The organism is Janthinobacterium sp. SUN073 (assembly GCF_030397665.1).
GTDB lineage: Bacteria > Pseudomonadota > Gammaproteobacteria > Burkholderiales > Burkholderiaceae_D > Janthinobacterium.
In genome coordinates this window covers 754,855-775,587 of the sequence record NZ_JAPUBT010000001.1, presented here as the reverse complement: position 1 = coordinate 775,587, position 20,733 = coordinate 754,855, and the positions used below count along the sequence as shown (strand labels likewise).

General features: G+C 63.4%; 23 protein-coding genes. 20 read left to right on the top strand and 3 right to left on the bottom strand.

Features of this window, described 5'->3' with window-relative positions; all coding sequences use genetic code 11:
* Nucleotides 1–239: 239 nt before the first annotated feature.
* The 12 genes from O0882_RS03595 (at nt 240) to O0882_RS03540 (ending at nt 12,243) form a co-directional block, all read left to right on the top strand.
* Entirely contained in the window at nt 240–950 is a 711-nt protein-coding gene (locus tag O0882_RS03595; RefSeq protein ID WP_289945408.1) for a 16S rRNA pseudouridine(516) synthase, read from the top strand.
* 87 nt (nt 951–1,037) lie between these two features.
* Nucleotides 1,038–2,036, top strand: coding sequence for a fumarylacetoacetate hydrolase family protein (locus O0882_RS03590; protein WP_289945407.1), 999 nt, complete (start codon nt 1,038–1,040; stop codon nt 2,034–2,036).
* Between the two features lie 139 nt (nt 2,037–2,175).
* Nucleotides 2,176–3,369 carry a flagellar biosynthesis protein FlhB gene (gene flhB / locus O0882_RS03585; protein ID WP_289945404.1) on the top strand — a complete coding sequence of 398 codons (1,194 nt, stop codon included), beginning with the start codon at nt 2,176–2,178 and terminating at the stop codon, nt 3,367–3,369.
* Nucleotides 3,366–5,462: a flagellar biosynthesis protein FlhA gene (gene flhA, locus O0882_RS03580; RefSeq protein ID WP_289945402.1), complete on the top strand. Its 2,097-nt coding sequence runs from the start codon at nt 3,366–3,368 to the stop codon at nt 5,460–5,462. The genes flhB and flhA overlap by 4 nt, the downstream gene beginning before the upstream one ends.
* A gap of 276 nt (nt 5,463–5,738) precedes the next feature.
* A complete protein-coding gene (gene flhF, locus O0882_RS03575; protein WP_099762516.1) occupies nt 5,739–7,067 on the top strand; it encodes a flagellar biosynthesis protein FlhF in 1,329 nt (442 codons plus the stop codon).
* Nucleotides 7,060–7,923, top strand: coding sequence for an antiactivator of flagellar biosynthesis FleN protein (locus tag O0882_RS03570; protein WP_116746093.1), 864 nt, complete (start codon nt 7,060–7,062; stop codon nt 7,921–7,923). Before flhF ends, O0882_RS03570 begins: the two co-directional genes overlap by 8 nt.
* A gap of 44 nt (nt 7,924–7,967) precedes the next feature.
* Nucleotides 7,968–8,699 carry an RNA polymerase sigma factor FliA gene (locus O0882_RS03565; protein ID WP_071075839.1) on the top strand — a complete coding sequence of 244 codons (732 nt, stop codon included), beginning with the start codon at nt 7,968–7,970 and terminating at the stop codon, nt 8,697–8,699.
* Nucleotides 8,681–9,427: a flagellar motor protein gene (locus O0882_RS03560; protein WP_133989775.1), complete on the top strand. Its 747-nt coding sequence runs from the start codon at nt 8,681–8,683 to the stop codon at nt 9,425–9,427. The genes O0882_RS03565 and O0882_RS03560 overlap by 19 nt, the downstream gene beginning before the upstream one ends.
* Before the next feature lie 5 nt (nt 9,428–9,432).
* Nucleotides 9,433–10,227, top strand: coding sequence for a flagellar motor protein MotD (gene motD, locus O0882_RS03555; protein WP_289946814.1), 795 nt, complete (start codon nt 9,433–9,435; stop codon nt 10,225–10,227).
* 50 nt (nt 10,228–10,277) lie between these two features.
* On the top strand, nt 10,278–10,640 hold the full coding sequence (locus O0882_RS03550) for a translation initiation factor Sui1 (RefSeq protein WP_289945395.1): 363 nt from the start codon (nt 10,278–10,280) through the stop codon (nt 10,638–10,640).
* Between the two features lie 72 nt (nt 10,641–10,712).
* A complete protein-coding gene (locus O0882_RS03545) occupies nt 10,713–11,570 on the top strand; it encodes a hypothetical protein (RefSeq protein WP_289945393.1) in 858 nt (285 codons plus the stop codon).
* Nucleotides 11,571–11,751: 181 nt separating this feature from the next.
* Complete coding sequence (locus tag O0882_RS03540) at nt 11,752–12,243, top strand: CPBP family glutamic-type intramembrane protease (RefSeq protein WP_289945390.1); 492 nt, start codon at nt 11,752–11,754, stop codon at nt 12,241–12,243.
* Nucleotides 12,244–12,256: 13 nt separating this feature from the next.
* Here the strand turns inward: O0882_RS03540 and O0882_RS03535 are convergent, their stop codons facing one another.
* The 3 genes from O0882_RS03535 to flgA all read right to left on the bottom strand — a co-directional run bounded on the left by O0882_RS03535 (nt 12,257) and on the right by flgA (nt 13,847).
* Nucleotides 12,257–12,724 (bottom strand): flagellar protein FlgN, encoded by a 468-nt coding sequence (locus tag O0882_RS03535; protein ID WP_289945389.1) that lies wholly within the window; start codon nt 12,722–12,724, stop codon nt 12,257–12,259.
* A gap of 8 nt (nt 12,725–12,732) precedes the next feature.
* Nucleotides 12,733–13,041, bottom strand: a complete 309-nt coding sequence (flgM, locus tag O0882_RS03530) for a flagellar biosynthesis anti-sigma factor FlgM (RefSeq protein WP_034754089.1) — start codon at nt 13,039–13,041, stop codon at nt 12,733–12,735.
* 110 nt (nt 13,042–13,151) lie between these two features.
* Nucleotides 13,152–13,847, bottom strand: coding sequence for a flagellar basal body P-ring formation chaperone FlgA (flgA, locus tag O0882_RS03525; protein ID WP_289945387.1), 696 nt, complete (start codon nt 13,845–13,847; stop codon nt 13,152–13,154).
* A gap of 191 nt (nt 13,848–14,038) precedes the next feature.
* Between flgA and flgB the strand changes: the two genes are divergently transcribed.
* The 8 genes from flgB (at nt 14,039) to O0882_RS03485 (ending at nt 20,725) form a co-directional block, all read left to right on the top strand.
* A complete protein-coding gene (flgB, locus tag O0882_RS03520) occupies nt 14,039–14,488 on the top strand; it encodes a flagellar basal body rod protein FlgB (protein ID WP_289945386.1) in 450 nt (149 codons plus the stop codon).
* 2 nt (nt 14,489–14,490) lie between these two features.
* Nucleotides 14,491–14,892, top strand: a complete 402-nt coding sequence (flgC, locus tag O0882_RS03515; protein WP_289945384.1) for a flagellar basal body rod protein FlgC — start codon at nt 14,491–14,493, stop codon at nt 14,890–14,892.
* Between the two features lie 15 nt (nt 14,893–14,907).
* Nucleotides 14,908–15,606, top strand: a complete 699-nt coding sequence (locus O0882_RS03510) for a flagellar hook assembly protein FlgD (RefSeq protein WP_289945382.1) — start codon at nt 14,908–14,910, stop codon at nt 15,604–15,606.
* Between the two features lie 54 nt (nt 15,607–15,660).
* The gene (locus O0882_RS03505; protein WP_289945379.1) at nt 15,661–17,208 is read left to right on the top strand and encodes a flagellar hook protein FlgE; all 1,548 of its coding nucleotides are present in this window, start codon (nt 15,661–15,663) and stop codon (nt 17,206–17,208) included.
* A 99-nt stretch (nt 17,209–17,307) separates the two neighbouring features.
* Nucleotides 17,308–18,051, top strand: a complete 744-nt coding sequence (locus tag O0882_RS03500) for a flagellar basal body rod protein FlgF (RefSeq protein ID WP_289945378.1) — start codon at nt 17,308–17,310, stop codon at nt 18,049–18,051.
* Nucleotides 18,052–18,123: 72 nt separating this feature from the next.
* Nucleotides 18,124–18,906, top strand: a complete 783-nt coding sequence (gene flgG, locus O0882_RS03495; RefSeq protein WP_289945377.1) for a flagellar basal-body rod protein FlgG — start codon at nt 18,124–18,126, stop codon at nt 18,904–18,906.
* A gap of 50 nt (nt 18,907–18,956) precedes the next feature.
* A complete protein-coding gene (locus O0882_RS03490) occupies nt 18,957–19,607 on the top strand; it encodes a flagellar basal body L-ring protein FlgH (RefSeq protein WP_289945375.1) in 651 nt (216 codons plus the stop codon).
* A gap of 68 nt (nt 19,608–19,675) precedes the next feature.
* Nucleotides 19,676–20,725, top strand: coding sequence for a flagellar basal body P-ring protein FlgI (locus O0882_RS03485; protein ID WP_289946812.1), 1,050 nt, complete (start codon nt 19,676–19,678; stop codon nt 20,723–20,725).
* Nucleotides 20,726–20,733: the final 8 nt, after the last annotated feature.

The window sequence follows — 20,733 nt, the reverse complement described above, 5'->3', positions numbered from 1 at the left end:
GTGGCGACTGCCACAATTCCTAAAGTACATTAGGCGGATTCCTAACGAAGTTTCAGTCTATCAATGCGATATTCCGAGCGCTTGATATATCTCAAAGGAATGGGCCATTTATATCGAAATCTCACCTTGTGCATCGCCGTATCTGTGCCTGCGCAATGTCGGTGCGCGGTGCGCCGGCTGGCGCAGGCGGCGCGCCCCGCCGCTTCACGCTGTCAGCCGCTTCTGGTAAAGTCACGCCCATGAGTAAATTATCCCTAGACCGCATCCTGCAATCGCAGGGTTTTGGCACCCGTAAATATTGTCGTTCCCTCATCGAAGATGGCGATGTCGTCATCGATGGCATCACCCAGACCACTTACCGCACCATCGTCGAGACCGAAGGCCTGGTGCTGCACGTGTTCGAAGAAGAGTGGGTATACCGCGCGCACCTGTACCTGGCGCTGAACAAGCCCGCCAATTTCGAATGCTCGCGCAAGCCCAGCCATCACCCTGGCGTGCTGACCCTGCTGCCGGAACAGTTCACCTGGCGCGAAGTCCAGCCCGTCGGCCGGCTCGACCACGATACGACCGGCATGCTGCTGATGTCCGACGATGGCCCATTTATCCATGCGCAATCGTCGCCGAAGCGTCATGTTCCCAAGATTTACCAGGCTACCACGCAAGAGCCCGTGACCGATGAGCTGGTGGCGCAACTCTTGGCTGGCGTGCAATTGCACGACGAACCGGCCCCGCTGGCGGCCCTCGTCTGCGTCCAGCGCGGAGAATTCCAGCTGGAAATCGTGCTCGAACAAGGCAAATACCACCAGGTCAAGCGCATGCTGGCCGCCGCTGGCAACCATTGCAGCGCGCTGCACCGTTCCGCCATCGGCAGCCTGACGCTGGAGTCGCTGGGCATCGCCGAAGGCGAGTGGTGTTATCTGACTCCAGAGCAGATCGCGCTGCTGGCGTAAATCCCTCCTGACCGTCAAAGCCGGGGATTTCCCGGCTTTTTGGCGTCTTTAGTCCCCACTGCCTGCATTTGACGAAGTTTCCCGCACATGAAATTAGCTACCCTGAAGGATGGCACGCGCGACGGCCAGCTGGCTGTCGTCTCGCGCGACCTGAAAACCGCCCACCTGGCCGATGGCATCGCCTCGACCTTGCAAAAGGCGCTCGACGACTGGAGTTTCATCGCGCCCCAGCTGGACTTGCTGTACCAGACCATCAATAGCGGCCGCGGCCATCGCGCCTTCGACTTCGATCCCGCCAACTGCATGGCACCCTTGCCGCGCAGCAGCCTGCGCGTGGCTGGCGCCGCGTACCTGCAGCAGATCGAGCGCGCCTGCAAGGCGGCGGGCGTAGACGCGCCCGCCAATCTGCGCGAGGCGCCACGCCTGTACCAGGGCGCCAGCGACGATTTCCTCGGCGCCCACGACGACATCACCCTGGCGCACGAGCAGTGGGGCATCGATTACGAGGCGGGCATCGCCGCCATCACGGACGATGTGGCCATGGGCTCGACGCCGGACCAGGCGCACCTGAACATCAAGCTGTTGATGCTGGTCAACGACATCACCTTGCGCAGCCTGGCGCCCGACGAACAGGCCAGCGGCTACGGCTACCTGCAAGCCAAGCCGGCCATGGCCTGCTCGCCGGTGGCCATCACGCCCGACGAGCTGGGCGACGCCTGGCGCGGCGGCAAGGTGCATTACGCGCTGCGCTGCAGCCTGAACGGAAAATTGACGGGCCAGCCCCACGCGGGCGCCGACATGGCGTTCAATTACCCGCAATTGCTCGCCCATCTGTGCCAGACGCGCAACGCGCGCGCCGGCAGCGTGGTCAGCGCGGGCGGTGTCGCCAACAAGGAAATTAAAAAGGGATTTTCCAGCATCGTTGAACGACGTAACCAGGAGATGATCGCCGATGGCGTCGCCAGCACGCCATACTTGCTGTTTGGCGATGTTGTCCGGCTGGAAATGCTGGGCGATGACGGCAAGTCGCTGTTTGGCGCCATCGAGCAGACCGTCAAGCAGGCGGAAGCCAGGAAGTCCCGCTAAGGTTTCTGAGGAGCAAAGGAAATACAGGGGATTTGTCCTCCTGTTCCGCCGATGGCAACCAGGCACTTGACTCGATAATGCTCCATGCCCAGTCCGTATTGCGCCTAACCAGGCTGCAGGACTTCACCGGAGTTGATTGATGTCGGAAGACAGCGACGCAGAAAAGACCGAAGCCGCGTCACCGAAGCGCCTCGAGCAGGCGCGTGAGGAAGGCGACGTTCCGCGATCGCGTGAAGTGGCCACGTTTACGGTGCTGATGGCGTCCGGTTGCTGCCTGTGGTTTGCCGGCGACGCCATCGTGCGCCGGCTGACGGCCGTCATGGTGTCCGGCCTGAGCCTGGACCGGGAGCAAATCCTCAATCCCGACGCGATGATGTTGCGCATCGGCTATGACGTGGGCTCCGTCTTGCTGACCTGCCTGCCGTACGCCGCGGCCATCATGCTCGTCGCCCTGGCCTCTCCCGTGCTGGTGGGCGGCTGGCTGTTCAGCTCCAAGGCGTTCACGCCCAATTTTGGCAAGCTCAACCCGATTCGCGGCCTGGGCAATATGTTTTCGAAGAATGCGCTGGTGGAATTGCTCAAGGCCGTTGCCAAGACCATCGTCGTCGGCGTCGTCGCCTGGATGGTGATGCAGCACCAGAAAGACGCCGTGCTGGGCCTGTCGGTCGAATCCTTGCGCGCCGGTTCGGCCCATCTGATCAGCCTGCTGATCACGGCATTTTTGCTGATCGTTGGCGCGCTGGGCCTGATCGCCGCCATCGACGGTCCGTACCAGATGTGGCACTACGCTAACAAGATGAAAATGTCCTTGCAGGAAGTCAAGCAAGAATCGAAGGAGTCGGACGGCAATCCGCAGATCAAGGCGAAGATACGCCAGATGCAGCATGAAATGTCGCGCCGCCGCATGATGGCCGACGTGCCGACGGCCGACGTGGTGGTGACCAATCCTACCCACTACGCGGTAGCCCTGAAGTATGGCGAGAATTCGCGCGGCGCGCCGCAGGTGGTGGCCAAGGGCATCGACGAGGTGGCGGCGAAGATCCGCGAACTGGCGGGCGAACACAAGGTCGCCATCCTGGAAGCGCCGGCCCTGGCGCGCGCACTGTATAAGCACACGGACATCGGCGACGAGATCCCCGAGGCGCTGTATGGCGCCGTGGCCGAAGTGCTGGCGTATGTGTTCCAGCTGCGCAGCTACGGCAGCGGCCATGGCCAGCGGCCCGACAAGCCGAAAAAACTCGACGTGCCGCCCGAGCTCGATCCGCTCGACCCCGCATCGCAGATCAAAGCCGCAGCCGACGCGGCAGACAAGAATAAAGGAAGTACACCATGAACGGCCTGAGATTGCCAGCCTGGCTCAGCGGAATGAGCAGCAACGCCAGCAAGGGCATCGCCGCGCCGGTCATCATCATCATGCTGCTGGCGATGATGGTGCTGCCATTGCCGGCCTTCATCCTCGACATCTTCTTCAGTTTCAATATCGCGCTGTCCATCATCGTGCTGCTGACGGCGCTGTACACGGTCAAGCCGCTCGACTTCATGGCGTTCCCGACCATCCTGCTCGTATCGACCATGCTGCGCCTGTCGCTGAACGTGGCGTCCACGCGCGTGGTGCTGACGGAAGGCCATACGGGCGCCGACGCGGCCGGTAAAGTGATCGAGGCGTTCGGTCACTTCCTGATCGGCGGCAACTACACGGTCGGTATCGTGGTGTTCATCATTTTGACGATCATTAACTTTACCGTCGTGACCAAGGGTGCGGGCCGTATTGCCGAGGTGGGCGCCCGCTTCGCGCTGGACGCCATGCCTGGTAAACAGATGGCCATCGATGCCGACCTGAACGCCGGCCTGATCGGCGAAGACGAAGCGCGCCGCCGCCGCACGGAAGTGGCGCAGGAAGCGGAATTCTATGGCGCCATGGACGGTGCCAGCAAATACGTGCGCGGCGACGCCATCGCCGGCATCATGGTTACCGTCATCAATATCGTCGGCGGCTTGCTGGTGGGCTTGTTGCAGCATGACATGGGCTTTGCCGATGCGCTCAAGAACTACACCCTGCTGGCCATCGGTGACGGCCTGGTGGCGCAGATTCCTTCGCTGATCATTTCCACGGCGGCCGGTATCGTCGTCTCGCGCGTGGCCAGCGACCAGGACATCGGCACCCAGCTGGTCGGTCAATTGTTTGCGAAACCGCAAGTACTGTATATCACCGCCGGCATCATCGGCGGCATGGGCTTGATTCCCGGCATGCCGAACATGGTCTTTATCCTGCTGGCGTCATTGCTGGCCGGCTCCGCCTATCTGATCAGCAAGAAGCGCACGCAGGAAAAGGCGGCGGCCGAGAGGCCGGCCGACGTGCCGCAAGCGACCGTGGCGCCCGAGCAGGAAGAGGCCAGCTGGCAAGACATCATGCCCGTCGATACCCTGGGCCTGGAAGTGGGCTACCGCCTGATTCCCCTGGTCGACAAGACGCAGGGCGGCGAATTGCTCAAGCGCATCAAGGGCATCCGCAAGAAGTTCGCCCAGGAAGTGGGCTTTCTGGCGCCGCCCGTGCATATCCGCGACAACCTGGAGCTCAAACCGTCCGCCTACCGCATTACGCTCAAGGGCGTGGAAGTGGGCGTAGGCGAAGCGTTCAACGGGCAGTTCCTGGCGATCAATCCCGGCATGGCCAGCGGCACCTTGCCGGGCCTGGCCACCAGTGACCCCGCGTTCGGCTTGCCCGCCACCTGGATCGACGCCAGCTTGCGCGATCAGGCGCAATCGATGGGCTACACGGTGGTCGATGCGGGCACCGTGGTGGCCACGCACCTGAACCACCTGATTACCTCGCACGCTTCCGAGTTGCTGGGCCGGGCGGAAGTGCAATCGCTGCTCGATCACCTGGGCAAGGATGCGCCGCGCCTGGTGGAAGACCTGGTGCCGAAGATGCTGTCGCTGTCGACCCTGCAAAAAGTGCTGCAGAACCTGCTGGCAGAGGGCGTGCATATCCGCGACATGCGCACCATCATCGAAACCCTGGCCGAGCATACGGTCAATACGCAAGACCCGAACGAACTGACGGCGCTGGTGCGCGTATCGCTGGGCCGCGCCATCGTGCAGCAATTGTTCCCTGGTGCGGCCGAATTGTCCGTGATGACCCTCGACAGCCGCCTGGAGCGCCTGCTGATGCAAGCCATGGGCAACGGCGGCGATGGTGCCGGCATCGAGCCGGGCCTGGCCGATACCATCGCGCACCAGGCAGGGCTGGCCGCGCAGCAGCAGGAAGCGCTAGGCCTGACGCCGGTGCTGCTGGTGCCGGCGCCGCTGCGGGCCCTGTTGTCGCGTTTCCTGCGCCGCGCCTTGCCGCAGCTGAAAGTGCTGTCGCATGCGGAAGTGCCGGAAACCAAGACCATCCGCGTCACCGCGCTGGTGGGTGCGCAATAGTTGACAGCATTAGTACCGGGGGCAGACCCGCCGGGTCTGACCCCAGCTCTTGCTTCCACCATTTTTGCTTATTTTTTCATCAATTTCCTGCTGGCAAACTGAATAACGGGTACTTTCCCGTCCTGTTCCTTCGATCATTTCCTCCAAGCATCGCTAATAATGGAAACTGTCCGGGTGATCTGTGTCCATGTGGAAGACAGCACTCAAGCAACAGGAGTCGACGATGGTCACACAGTTCAGCCAATATTGCGCCACCCCCGCCTTGGGAGGCCGGTCATGAATGTGAAGAAATTTACGGGCGCCTCGTCGCGCGATGCGCTGCGCAAGGTGCGCGAAGCGCTGGGCCCCGATGCCGTGATCCTGTCGAACCGCCAGGCCGATGGCGTGGTGGAAATCCTCGCGCTGGCCAATGACGATGCCGCTTCGCTGGCGTCGCCGCCGGCCGCGTCCGAAATGTCCCAGCCCCGTCCCCAGTTGCAGACCCAGTTCGCCACGCCGCAGCGTCCGGCCGCCCCGGCCCAGCGCCCGGCTGCGCCACGTCCTGCCGCGCCGCGCCAGGCAGCCGGCGAGCCAGTGGACATGGCCCGCATGCAGCAGATGATGGCCAGCGCGCTGGCGCACGTCAAAGAGAACGCCGCCGCCGAGATGAGCGGCATGATGAATGAAATCCGCGCCATGCGCGGCATGATGGAAACCCAGCTGGCGGAAATCTCGTGGGGCTCGACGCAGCAGCGCGAGCCGCAAAAAGCCGTCGTGCTGCGCGAAATGCTGGCCGCCGGTTTCTCGGCCAGCCTGGCGCGCTACCTGATCGACAAGCTGCCCGCCGGCCTCGATGGCGCGCAAAGCATGCGCTGGATCAAAACCGTCCTCAGCCGCAACCTGAATACCGTCGCCAATGAAGACGCCATGCTGGAGCAGGGCGGCGTGTTCGCGCTGGTCGGCCCGACCGGTGTCGGCAAGACCACCAGCACGGCCAAGCTGGCGGCGCGCTGCGTGATGCGCCACGGCCCGGAAAAGCTGGCCCTGATCACCACGGACGCCTATCGTATCGGCGCGCACGAACAGCTGCGCATCTACGGCAAGATCCTCGGCGTGATGGTGCATTCGGTGAAGGATGAAGCGGACTTGCGCATCGCCCTGAAAGAATTGAAGAACAAGCATACGGTGCTGATCGATACGGTGGGCGTGAGCCAGCGCGACCAGATGGTGACGGAGCAGGTGGCCATGCTGTCGGGCGCCGGCGCCGACGTGAAACGTCTGCTGTGCCTGAACTCCACGGCGACGCAGGAAACCTTGAACGAAGTGGTGCGCGCCTATCAGGGCAGCGGCCTGGCCGGCTGCATCATGACCAAGCTCGATGAAGCGGCCTCGATCGGCAATGTGCTCGACGTGGTGATCCGCCAGAAACTGAACCTGTTTTATGTGTCGAACGGCCAGCGCGTGCCGGAAGACCTGTACCTGGCCGACCGCGGCTACCTGATCGACCGCGCCTTCAAGCTCAAGCGCGATGCGGCGGCGACGCAGTTTTCCGATGCCGAACTGCCGCTGCTGATGGCGCAAGCTGCCGCCCGCAACAATGAAGCGCGCGGGGTGCGCCTTGGCTAATTTCGATTTCGATCAGGCCGAAGGCTTGCGCCGCATGCTGGCCGGCCCGCAGCCGCGCGTCATGACGTTCCTCTCGGCCACGCCGCAGGACGACAAGGGTGCCATGCTGGTCAACCTGGGCGCCTCGCTGGTCTACGGCGGCAATGACGTGCTGTTGCTCGACGCCAGCGGCGGCAGCGATGGCGTGGCCGCGCGCCTGGGACTGGCGCACGGCGCCAGCCTGCGCGACGTGGCGCGCCAGCAGTGCGCCCTGAACCAGGTCATTCACCAGGTGCCGCAAGGCTTCGGCGTGGCCAGCCTGGGCGCGCGCAACCACCTGATGGACAGCATGGACTATGCGGGGGCGGAAGAACTGCGCCGCCTGGGCAAGACCTTCGAGGTGCTGGCGCGCCAGAGCGGCATCGTGCTGGTCGACGGCATCATGGCCGACGAGGGCGATTGCTTCCCCGTGCCGCTGATGGCCTCGTCCGATATCGTGGTGCAAGTGTCGACCAGCGCCACTTCGATCAAGGCGGCGTACTGCCTGATCAAGCGCCTGAGCCAGGAACTGGGACGCCGTCCGTTCGGCATTCTCGTCACCGGCGCTTCCGAATCCGAGGCAAAAGTGGTATACGATAATATGGCGCAGGCGGCGAGCCGCTACCTGGCCGTGAAACTGACCTCGATGGGATCGGTGCCTGCCGATGAGTATCTGCACCGCGCGGCGCGTCTGGGCCGCAGCGTGGTCGATGCCTTTCCGCTGGCGGGAGCCTCGGTGGCGTTTCGCGGACTGGCCGAGCGGCTGGCCCGTTCGGCGGCGCCGGTGCTCGGTGGCACCTTGTACCAGACGGGGAGCCCGCACCAGTTCAGCGTCTGATTCCATCATCAGCACACGATAGCAGTTAAAACAATAAGCAGCCTATGTACACGGTCAAAGGGAAATCGAACAAGGACTATTTGCTGACGGAGCATATTCCGCTGGTGAAGCGTCTGGCGCACCATATGAAGGCGAAATTGCCGCCTTCGGTCGAGGTCGATGACCTGATCCAGGCCGGCATGATCGGCCTGCTCGACGCCATCAGCCGCTATGAAGAGACGCATGGCGCGCAGTTCGAGACGTATGCCGTGCTGCGCATCCGCGGCGCCATGCTCGACGAATTGCGCACCAGCGACTGGCTGCCGCGCAGCATGCGCCAGAACATGCGCAAGATCGAAGAGGCGATGAGCATTTTGCAGCAGCGCCTGGGACACCCGCCGACGGAGTCGGAAGTGGCAAAATTGCTGAAAATGTCGCTCGTCGATTACCAGGAAATGCTGGGCGACGGCGGCGGCCACCAGTTGCTGTACTACGAAGACTTTCATGACCCGGACGGCAATGACAGCTTTCTCGACCGCCATTGCGTGGACGAGGACAGCGACCCCTTGCGGTCCCTGCTCGATACCGATTTCCGGCAATCCGTGATCGATGCCATCGACGCGCTGCCGCCACGCGAGAAAATGCTCATGGGCCTGTACTACGAAGAAGAGCTGAACCTGAAAGAGATCGGCGCGGTGATGGGCGTGTCCGAATCGCGCGTCTCGCAGCTGCATACCCAGGCCGTCGCGCGCCTGCGCGCAACCTTGAGGGAGCTGGCGTGGACTGGTCCAGCGTAATCGGGCTGGCGCTGGCGCTGGCGGGCCTGCTGGTCGGCCAGGCACTGGAAGGCGGCAAGATGGCCTCCCTGCTGCAGCCGGCCGCCTTCGCCATCGTCATCGTCGGCACCTTCGGCGCCGTGCTGCTGCAAACGCGGCTGCGCACCTTCGTGCGCGGCCTGGAAATGCTGCGCTGGGTGTTCCTGCCGCCAGCCGACACGCGTGCCGCGCTGGCGCGCGACATCGGGCAATGGAGTTTGACGGCGCGCCGCGACGGCCCGCTGGCACTCGAACGCCTGATGGAAAACACGGCCGACCGCTTCAATGCCAAGGGGTTGAGGATGATCGTCGACGGCATCGCGCCCGACAAGCTGCGCCAGTTGCTCGACGTGGAAATCTCCGCCTACGAAATGGCCGAGCGCCAGGCCGTCAAGGTGTGGGAGTCGGCGGCCGGCTATTCGCCCACCATCGGTATCCTGGGCGCCGTGCTGGGCCTGATCCACGTGATGGAAAACCTCACCGACCCGAGCAAACTGGGCAGCGGCATTGCCGTGGCGTTTGTCTCGACCATTTATGGCGTCGGCCTGGCCAATCTGCTGTTCCTGCCGGTGGCGAACAAGCTCAAGGCCATCGTCTCGCGCCGCGTGCTGCAGTATGAAATCACGGCCGCCGTGCTGTACGACATCGCCACGGGCGACCACACGCGCATCATCGAAGAGCGCGTGGCCAGCCTGCTGCACGAGCACTGAGCATGATGCGGCGCGCGCGCAGGAAGTATGACGAGGAACCGGACAACCAGGACCGCTGGCTGATCTCGTACGCCGACTTCATCACCTTGCTGTTCGCCTTTTTTGTCGTCATGTACGCGATTTCGCAAGTCAACGAAGGCAAGTACCGCGTCTTCCAGAATGCCATCGGCCAGGCCTTCAGCCTGGAAAAGGGCGCGCCGCCCATCGTCATGGAAGCGCCGCAAGCCATCCCGCTGCCGAATCCCGCCCTGAAACGCCGCACGGAAGCCATCCGCCGCGAGCGTGAGCACATGACGCGCCTGGCGCAGGACCTCACGTCCACCCTGGCGCCGCTGGTCAAGGAAGGCAAGGTGCGGGTCACGCAGACGAGCCGCGGCGTGAGTGTGGAAATCAATGCCAGCGTGCTGTTCGACCCGGGCGCCGCAGGGCTGACGATGGAGTCGGACCAGGCCTTGCGCGCCGTGGCCGTGTTGCTCAAGGATGATACGCACGACGTGCAGGTGGAAGGGCATACGGATGTCCAGCCGATCAGCAATTCGACCTTTGCCTCGAACTGGGAATTGTCGGCCGCGCGCGCCAGCGCCGTGGTGCGCCTGTTCATCGCCAGCGGCGTGCAAGCCTCGCGCCTGACGGCCGTGGGCCACGCCGACAACATTCCCGTGGCGCCGAACGCCACGCCGGAAGGGCGGGCGCGCAACCGCAGGGTCGCCGTGACGATTTTGTCGGGCATCCCCGAGACGGTGACGGAAGTGCCGACGGCGCCCGTCGCACCTATACCTGCGCCGGCACCGGCCAACTGACCCCTGGCGCTTGGTACAATCGCGGCCTTCTCCCTTTTTATCTCTCCATCATGAAAAGCAGTTCCCTGGGCGGTCTCGTGTATTCCACTGAAACGGGCCGCATGTGTCCCGCCTGCCGCCAGCCGCTGGCGCAATGCGCGTGCAAGGCACAAGCCAAGGCGGCGCCGGCGGGCGATGGCGTGGTGCGCGTGTCGCGCCAGACCAAGGGCCGTGGCGGCAAGAGCGTCACCGTGGTGAAAGGCCTGGCGCTGGATGCCATCGCGCTGGCCCTGCTGGGCAAGCAGCTGCGCACGCAGTGCGGCTCGGGCGGCACCGTCAAGGATGGCGTGATCGAAGTGCAGGGTGACCACGTGGACACCATCGTGGCCGCGTTGGTCAAGCTGGGCCACCAGGCGAAAAAAGCCGGCGGCTGATTGCCCGCGCCGCGTGCGGCATGCGGCCGCACACCTGTGGTAACGTGCGCTTCCAGTCCACGCGCGCCACTCATGATGAATATCAAGCTTACCGGCATTGCCATCGCCGCCGCCATCGCCGCAGTGCTGGCGCTGGCGTACTGGCCTGCGCCCGAAGGCGGCGCGCCGGAAGCGGGCGTCGCTGCCGCCAGCGCGCCGCCGGGACGCAGCCTGGAATCGTATTTGCATATCGATGCTTCCGTCCCTGCTGCTGAAGCGCCTCTTGTCGTGTCTCTGGCGCAGCGGCTCGAACGCCTGGCCGCCAGCGGCAGGGCGGAAGACGCGTATGCGGCCTACAACCTGCTCGACGATTGCATCGTCTTCCAGCGCGAAAGCCGCTTGCCGGGGCTGGAATTCGAGCTGGGACGCGAGATGACGGCAGAAGAAAAAGCCGCCCAGCAGCAGCTGTGCGCGGGCCTGACGCAGCGCCAGCGCGACGATCGCCTGGCTTACCTGGCCACCGCCGCGAAGGCGGGCGTGCCGGGCGCCGCCACCCTGTTCCTGTCGGAAGGCCCGTTCGGCGACCGCAGCGCGCTGCGCAACCGTCCCGACGATCCGCTGGTGCAGGCATGGAAGCGGCAAGCCATCGCCCAGCTGACGGCGCAGGCGGACGAGGCGGAACTCTCCAGCGTGGCTACCCTGATGATGGCGTATCTGCGCGATGGCGAGGTGGTGCGGAAGGATGCGCCGCAAGCGTATGGCTACCTGCTGGCCCTGCGACTCGTCTACGACGATATCCTCGCTCCCGGCGTCACCAATCCGTATCAGGATGAATACTGGCACTGGCTGCAGGCGGAACTGACGCCAGAGCAGCAGGCTGCCGCCAGCGCCAGGGCGCAGGCCATCGCGGCGAAGTACCGTCAGCATACGGGGCGACCCGCGCATGGCTGACACGCGCTGATCTGTATGCTGCAACAATTGACGTAGTTTCGCATGGCTGTGCCGGGCTATGATGGCCGTAGACTTGCCCGTGTGGGCAGGATGCGCCATGAGGAGCAATACGCGGATGTTGAAAGCGACGAACTTGCCGGTGCCACGACTGGCTGTCAACCTGGCTGCGCTGCGGGCCAGCATGGCAACACATCCTATGCGCGGCGCCATGCTGCTGGGATCATGCGTGGGTGCAATTAATTGTCTTATCTGTGTACCGTTGGCGCTGGCCGCCATGGCCTTGTTGACGCCGCAGCAGCTGGGCGGTTCCGCCGCGGCATCCCTGGAGGGGGCCGGCACGTCGATGATGTTCTGGATGGCTGTCGTCTGGGCGCCGCTGTTCGAGACGGTGCTAGGGCATTGGCTGCCGATCGAGTTGCTGCGCCGCTTCAAGGTGCCAGCCATGGTCTGCATGCTTGCTAGTGCGTCGCTATTTTCCTTCGGTCATGTGATGAATGGCGCCGGTATCTTGCACGGTAGCATGACGTTCATTGCGGGATGCACGTTTGCCGCCAGCTACCTGATTGCGCGCAGCATGGGGCCGGGACCCGCTTATGTGGCGGCGGCCACGGCGCATGCGAGCAGCAATGGCTTATTGCTGTGCCTGTCGCTGCTGTTCCCCGCGCTGGGATGAAATTGGAAGACGCTTAGCCAATGACGACGCGCCGGCTGGCCGTGTTGGTCATCGGTTGGCCGCTGGGGCCGTAGAAATTGCCGCTCTGGGCCGTGGGGCGCATGGCGTTCAGGGCGCCTTGCGTGTGCAGCATGTGCTTGTTGACCAGCAGGCTGTTGAGCCGGTTCTGTTCTTTCGCTTCGCGCGTGGTGTCGAGCAGGGCTTTCCACAGGGGCGCCGCTTCGGCTTCGCTGGCGCTGATCAGCCAGTCTTCCATGCCCGCTTCGGCGGCCGTGAAACCGGCTGCCGCCAGCGCCTGGTGGCGTTGCGCCGCCAGCTGGCTCAATTGTCCGACGAGTGCCGTCTTGCGCACCGTGAGCTCCGTGATTGCATCGATGTCAGCCGCAACCAGATGCCGCTGTTCTTCTTTCATCAATGCCAGCAATGTGGTCATGAGCTGTTGCTCGTCGCGCAGGCTGGAAAACGGAGTCACTGATTGCATGAGGAAACCTATCTATTTCGTGAGTGCAGCAAGTCCTTGACTGTGTCGAGGAGACCGTCCGCCACTTTTTCAGAGTTGACCTGGAACTGGCCGTCAGCGATCGCCAGCTTGATGCGTTCGACTTTTTTCGTGTCGAACACGGCGCCGCTGCCGGCAGTTGCACTGGCCGCTAATGCCTGTCCTTGCGGCGACAGGCGTACATTGTCCGACGTCGTCGGTGTTGCCTGGGCTTTCTCGGCATTCCGGGCGCCGGAGGTATTCGCGGGCGCCACCGGCAGGCCGGGATTGCTTTTAATGGTGTTATCGGTAATTTTCACAGCGTGATCCTCGTCTGGTCGAAGTCAAAAAACTCCGGGATATGACTTCTTATCGGCATCTTATCCAGGAACTTTAGTGCGCCAGACTACAATATCGCTATCTATTCGCGTTAAAAGGCGACCTCCACCATGCCACCCGCGCGCGCCACGCCGCTGATCTGCTGGCCGCTTTGCGTGCGTACCTGCACCGTCTGGCCATCGCCGGCGCTGCCGATGGCGCGTCCTTCTGATGCCACCTGGAAACCGTTGCCACTTGAAACGACGCGCACCAGCTGGCCTTGCATGACCACCGGCTTGCGGCGCAGGGTGTCGAGGCGCATCGGCGTGCCTGGTGGCAAGGAAATATTCGTGCTGGCACCCACCACCTGGGCCATGTCGGTGGCGATGCCTGCCGGCAATGCCGCCAGGTCGCCCTGCATCGTCACCAGCTGGCTGGCGTCGATGGCTTGCCCTTGTGCCAGCGGCACGGCGCTGGCCACGTAGTCGCCCACGACGGCCACGTTGGCTTGCAAATAAATGGTCCAGTTGCTTGGGGCCGTGCAGCGCACGCCCACGGTGGTCTTGCCCCAGGCGCGCGCGCCTGGCGCCATGAACGCTTGCGGCGCGGGGCAGGCGGCCAGGTTCAGGCGCGGATCGACGGCGCCGACGGTGACCGTCACCTTGCCTGGCAAGCCATTGCTTTGCACTTGCAGGAATTGTTCCACGCTGTCGCGCAGCGCTTCCGGGGTCTGCCGGCCGGCGTTTTGCGCCTGCGCCAGCAGTGGCAGGGCGGCAAGAGCGAAGAAGAAAGCAAGCGGTGTTTTCATGGTGATAGGCCTCTGGAATACTGCCATGATAGTGCGCGCCGCCCTGATCGAAGCGCCGATTAAGGGGTAAAAGTACGGTCTGATCCGGCGATGGCCTTGCCGGTGGGCGCCGTACTATGTTTCCTGTCATCACTATACCGCCATCCTTCCGCCATCTCAGGCGCCAGTGGCAGATCTTTCCGGAGCCTGACATGATAGGGAAACTCGACGATTACATGCGCTTCAACGAGACGGCGCTGAGCCTGCGCTCGACGCGCCAGGAATTGCTCGCCTCGAATATCGCGAATGCCGATACGCCCAACTACAAGGCGCGCGATGTCGATTTCGCCAGCGCGCTGAAGGGGGCGATGGCGCGCAAGGATGGCGTACCGCCGGCCCTGAAGGGTACGGCGCCGCAGCATATGCCGGGCAAGGGCGTCGCCGCCACCGTTGGCAGCACGGGCGGCAAGGTCGAGACACTGGCTGACGGCACGCCGCTGCTGTACCGCGCGCCGGCCCAGGGTGCCGTCGACGGCAATACGGTGGACATGGATCTTGAACGCAACGCCTTTGCCGACAACGCCATCCGCTACGAGGCGGCCGTGACGTTCCTCAACTCGCAGATCAAGGGCATGCTGACGGCCATCCAGGGAGGACAATAATCATGTCGCTGTTTAATATCTTCAATGTCTCCGGTTCGGCCATGAGCGCCCAGGCGCAGCGCCTGAACACGGTGGCCAGCAATCTGGCCAATGCCGACAGCGCCACCAGCGCCAGCGGCGAAGCCTACCGCGCCAAGCAGGTGGTGTTCGAAGTCGTGCCCATGGCCAACGGCGCCACGGCCGTCAAGGTGCAGAAGGTGATCGAAGATCCGTCGCCGATGAAGCTGGTCTACGACCCGAAGAACCCGCTGGCCGACGAGAAGGGCTACGTCACCATGCCCAACGTGAATACGGTCGACGAGATGGTCAACATGCTGTCGGCCTCGCGTTCGTACCAGACCAACGTGGAAACCATGAACGCGGCCAAGTCGCTGCTCCTGAAAACCCTTACGCTCGGCCAATAAGGCTGACTGATCATTATGGCAACCATCGATACCAGCACCGCCACCGTCACCGACTTGATGGCGACGATGAATCCGAAGAAGACCACGGCCGCGAAGGGCAGCGTCGAGGAAGAAACGAACAAATTCCTGACCCTGCTGGTGACCCAGCTGCAAAACCAGGACCCGATGAACCCGCTGGACAATGCGCAGCTGACGAGCCAGCTGGCCCAGCTGTCCACGGTGACGGGCGTCAACAAGCTCAATACCACGCTGGAAACGCTCAAAACCAGCTACCAGCAGGCCGAATCCATGCAGGCGGCGAATATCATCGGCCACGGCGTGCTGACGGCAGGCAAGAATATCACCCTGAGCAAGAGTGCGGCCCTGATGGGCGTGGACCTGGCCACGCCGGCCGACAGCGTCAAGGTCATCATCTACAACAGTGCGGGCAAGGAAGTCCATTCCATCGACCTGGGCCCGCAGGATGCGGGTACCTTGCCGTTGGGCTGGAACGGCTCCACGGCCGAGCTCGACAAGGATGGCAAGCCGGTCGTGCTGGCCGACGGCGCCTACACCTTTTCGGTGGAAGCCACGCGCGGCGGCGCCAAGCTCACGGATGCGGCGGCGCTGATGTTCGGTTCGGTCGCCAGCGTGTCGACGGGCGCCGGCGGCGTGAAATTGAACGTGCCGGGCGTGGGCAGCATCACCATGGCCGATGTGAAGCAGATTTTGTAAGCCGCTCATTTGTAGCGTAGACCCTCTACCCCTATTTTCTACCAGGAGAACACAATGTCTTTCCAACAAGGCCTGAGCGGCTTGAACGGCGCCGCCAAATCGCTGGACGTCATCGGCAACAACATCGCCAACTCGGCCACCGTGGGTTTCAAGCAATCGCAGGCGCAGTTCGCCGACATCTATGCCAACTCGCTGTATGGCGTGGGCGGCAACCAGCCCGGCATCGGCGTGGCCGTGTCGCAAGTGGCGCAACTGTTCAACCAGGGTAACCTGGAAAGCTCGTCGAATCCGCTCGACATCGCCATCAATGGCGGCGGTTTCTTCCGCACCAGCGTGAACGGCGCCATCCAGTATTCGCGCAACGGCCAGTTCCAGGTCGACAAGAGCGGCTTCATCATCAATGCGCAGAAAGCCCAGCTGACCGGTTATCCGGCCGACGCGAACGGCAAGATCCTGGCCGGCGCCACCGTACCGCTGCAGATCGATCCGTCCGACATGGCGCCGAAGGCGACCACCAAGGTCGATACCCAGATCAACCTCGATTCCAAATCGGCCATGCCGACCGTGGTGCCGTTCAGCGTGGGCGAGCAAAAGTCGTGGACCCAGCAATTCCCCGTGCCCGTCTATGATTCTCTGGGCAATGCGCACACCATGTCCAATTTCTATGTCAAGACGGGCACCAATACCTGGGATGTTTACACAACGACTGACGGCAAGGAAATTACCAGCGCGAAAGTGGCGTCCGCGGCGCAAACCGATGCCGCTTCGGTGGCCGCGCGCGCCGCCTACCAGGCCGCCGTCACGGCCGTGCCGCTGGTGCCGGCGGCTATCACGACCGCCGCTGTCGCCTATGGCAATGCGGCCGGCGCCGCCGTGCGCGCCGCCGCGGTGCTGGCCGGTGCCAGTACCGCCCAGTTGAATGCCATCAGCGCCACCTATGGCAGCGCTGTGCCCAACGGCGTCAATTCCAGCCTGACGCCAGACCAGATCGACGCCAATATTTCCTCGGTGACCGAGGTGCCCGCCGTGAGGTCGGCCTCGCTGGTGTTCAATAGCGTCGGCAGCCTGGACAAGGCCGCCATGCTGGGCCTGACGCCACCGCAAACCCTGCCGGTGACGGTCAACCTGCCCGTCTTCCCCGCCACGGGCGCGAACGCCAACCTGGCGATCAAGGTCGACTTTACCAATTCCACCCAGCTCAGTTCATCCACCAGCGAAAAGCGCACCGTGGCCGATGGCTATGCGGCCGGTCAGCTGGACCGTTTCGTCGTGGGTTCCGATGGCGTGATCCAGGGCCAGTACAACAATGGCAAGACGCGCGACCTGGGCCAGGTGGTGTTGACCAAGTTTGCCAATCCGAATGGCCTCGAACCGCTGGGCAACAACGCCTGGGTGGAAAGCTCGACCTCGGGCAGTCCCATGACGGGTTCGCCGAGCTCGGGCGGCCTGGGCGACTTGCGCGCCTCGTCCGTGGAAGTGTCGAACGTGGACCTGACGGCCGAACTGGTCAACATGATCACGGCCCAGCGCGCCTACCAGGCGAATGCGCAGACCATCAAGACGCAGGATTCTGTTCTGCAAACCCTGGTGAACTTGCGCTAATAATCAGGGAGTCAGTCACTTCGTGACCGGAATGTGCCGCATTGCGGCGCATTCCCCCGCCGGGTCTGACCCCAGCTTTTGTTTTGCACGGAGAAACACATGGACCGTCTCATCTACACCGCCGGCTCGGGCGCCAAGCACATCCTGGACAAGCAGGCGACCACGGCGAACAACCTGGCGAACGCCACCAGCACGGGTTTCCGTGCCCAGCTCGACTCGTTTCGCGCCGTGCCCGTGGTGGCCGACGGCATGATGCCGACGCGCGCCTTTGTCGTCGATTCGACGGTCGGTTCCGATTTCACGCAAGGACCCATGCAGCACACGGGCCGCGCGCTCGACGTGGCCGTGGAAAATGGCGGCTGGATCGCGGTGCAGTCGGCCGACGGTTCCGAAGCCTACACGCGCAACGGCGCCTTGAAAATGAATGAGAACGGCATGCTGCAGACGCAGTCGGGCCTGATGGTGCAGGGCGATACGGGTCCGCTGGCCATTCCGCCCGGCGTGACGGTGGCCATCGCCAGCGACGGCACGGTGGGCACGATTTCCACCGACGTGCCGCCGGGCCCGTCCACGGTGCTGGGACGCATCAAGCTGGTCAACCCGCCCGAGCAGCAGCTGGTGCGTGGCGACGACGGCCTGTTCCGCCTGAAGGATGGCACGGTGGCGCAAGCCGACCAGGCCGTCAAATTGACCACGGGCGCGCTGGAAGGCAGCAATGTCAGCCCCGTCGACTCGATGGTCAGCATGATCGCCCTGGCGCGCCAGTTCGAAACACAAATGAGCTTGTTGAAGAATGCCGAGAATAACGCGGCGAAAGCCACCCAGATCCTCGCTTTGAATTGATAGAGCCGGTCGCATAATGGTCACATAGAAATAGTCTACAGGGCTGGCAAGCGCTGTTATTGGAGAAAAAACATGATTCGTTCCCTTTGGATAGCCAAGACCGGCCTGGAAGCGCAGCAGACGCAGATGGACGTGATCGCCAATAACCTGGCCAACGTCAGCACCACCGGCTTCAAGAAGTCGCGCGCCGTGTTTGAAGACTTGCTGTATCAAAATGTGCGCCAGCCGGGTGCGCAATCGTCGCAGCAAACCCAGCTACCGTCGGGCTTGCAGATCGGCACGGGCGTGCGCACCGTGGCTACCGAACGCATCCATACCCAGGGCAATCCCCAGGCGTCGGGCAATTCGCGCGACGTGATGGTCAACGGCACCGGTTTCTTCCAGGTGTTGCTGCCCGATGGCGCCACCGCCTACACGCGCGACGGCTCCTTCCAGACGGATGCCAATGGCCAGATGGTGACCTCCGAGGGCTTCGTCATCCAGCCCGCCATCACCGTACCGACGAATGCGCTGAGCCTGACCGTGGCGCGCGACGGCACCGTCTCCGTGACCTTGCCCAATACCGTCGCGCCATCGCAGATCGGCTCGCTGCAGCTGACCACCTTCGTCAATCCGGCCGGCCTGGAATCGAAGGGTGAAAACCTGTACATGGAAACGGGCGCTTCCGGTGTGGCACAGACGAATACCCCGGGCACCAACGGCGCCGGTGTGCTGATGCAGGGCTATATCGAGACCTCGAACGTCAACGTGGCCGAGGAAATGGTCAACATGATCCAGACGCAGCGCGCCTACGAAATCAACAGCAAGGCCATCACCACATCCGATCAAATGCTGCAGAAATTGTCGCAACTTTAATTTTCATAGTCGTCATGCCATCCGCCGCCGGATGGCAGCGGAGGTTCGCCATGCAATACCCCATCATCGCCCTGTTGTCCGCAGTCCTGTTGTCCGGCTGCGCCATCACGCCTACGTCCATCGTGCAATACCCGACAACCACGCGCGCGCCGATGCCGGAACCCGTGGTCGTCAACAACGGTTCCATCTACCAGCCGTCGACCTACCGTCCCGCCTTCGAAGACCGCCGCGCGCGCCACGTAGGCGACACCATGACGATCGCCATCACCGAGCGCACGAACGCCGTCAAGGCGGGCGCCAGTTCCGGCAACAAGTCGGGCAGCGTGGGCTTCAGTACGCCTGGTTTTGCCCAGGGCCGTTTAGGTGGCACCGTCTCGGCGAATGGCGCGACCAAGTTTGCGGACGGCGACAACCAGTCCGCCAGCAACACCTTTTCCGGCGTGATCGGCGTGACGGTGATCGAGGTATTGCCAAACGGCAACTTGATCGTCGCCGGCGAAAAACAGATCGCCATGAACAAGGGCACGGAATTCATCCGCTTCTCGGGCATGGTCAATCCGGACACCATCGGCACGGGCAACGTCGTGCCCTCGACCCAGGTGGCCGATGCGCGCGTCGAGTACCGCACCAACAGCCAGATCGACCGTGCCGAAATGGCATCGATGGCTTCGCGCTTCTTCCTCAGCCTGTTGCCATTCTGATCATGGCCACTTTTACCTTCCCCCGCTGTTTGGCCATTGCCGGCCTGGCTTGCGCCCTGCTGGCGCCGATGGCGCAAGCCGAGCGCATCAAGGACCTGGCCAGCATCGCCGGCGTGCGCCAGAATCAGTTGATGGGCTATGGCCTCGTCGTCGGCCTCGACGGCAGCGGCGACCAGACCACGCAAACGCCGTTCACCATCCAGAGCGTGGCGGCGATGCTGCAGCAGCAAGGTATCAACTTGCCGCAAGGCACCAGTTTGCAGCTGAAAAACGTGGCCGCCGTCATGGTGACGACGTCCTTGCCCGCGTTTGCCCAGCCGGGCCAGATGCTGGACGTGACCGTGTCGTCGATGGGCAATGCGAAAAGCTTGCGCGGCGGCACATTATTGATGACGCCATTGAAGGGCGCCGATGGCCAGGTGTACGGCATGGCGCAGGGCAATGTCCTGGTGGGCGGCGTGGGCGCGCAGGCGGCCGGCAGCTCCATCGTCATCAATCACCTGAGCGTGGGGCGCATCTCGGGCGGCGCCACCGTCGAGCGCACTGTACCCTCGGTGCTGGGCGCCAATAACACCATCCGCCTGGAATTGAACGCCACCGATTTCGCCACCGCCAGCCGCGTGGTCGACGCCATCAACAGCCGCTACGGCGCCGGCACGGCCGCCGCGCTGGACGGGCGCGTGATTCAGGTGCAGTCGCCGGGCGGCAGCGACCAGCGCGTGACCTTCCTGGGCCAGCTGGAAAGCATCGAAGTCAATCCGGCCCGCCTGGCGGCCAAGGTCATCATGAATGCGCGCACCGGTTCCGTCGTGATGAACCAGTCCGTGACCCTGGAAACATGCGCCATTTCGCACGGCAACCTGTCCGTCACCATCAATGTCGAGCCACAGGTGAGCCAGCCGGCGCCCCTGTCGGGCGGACGCACGGTGGTCACGCAGACGGCACAGATCGATATCAAGAAGGAACCGGGCAAGGTCATGCTGGTCAAGGGCGGCGCTTCGCTGTCCGACGTGGTGAAAGCCTTGAACGCCATCGGCGCCTCGCCGCAAGACTTGCTGGCCATCCTGCAGGCGATGAAGGCGGCCGGTTCGCTGCGCGCCGAACTTGAAATCATTTGATGGGCACG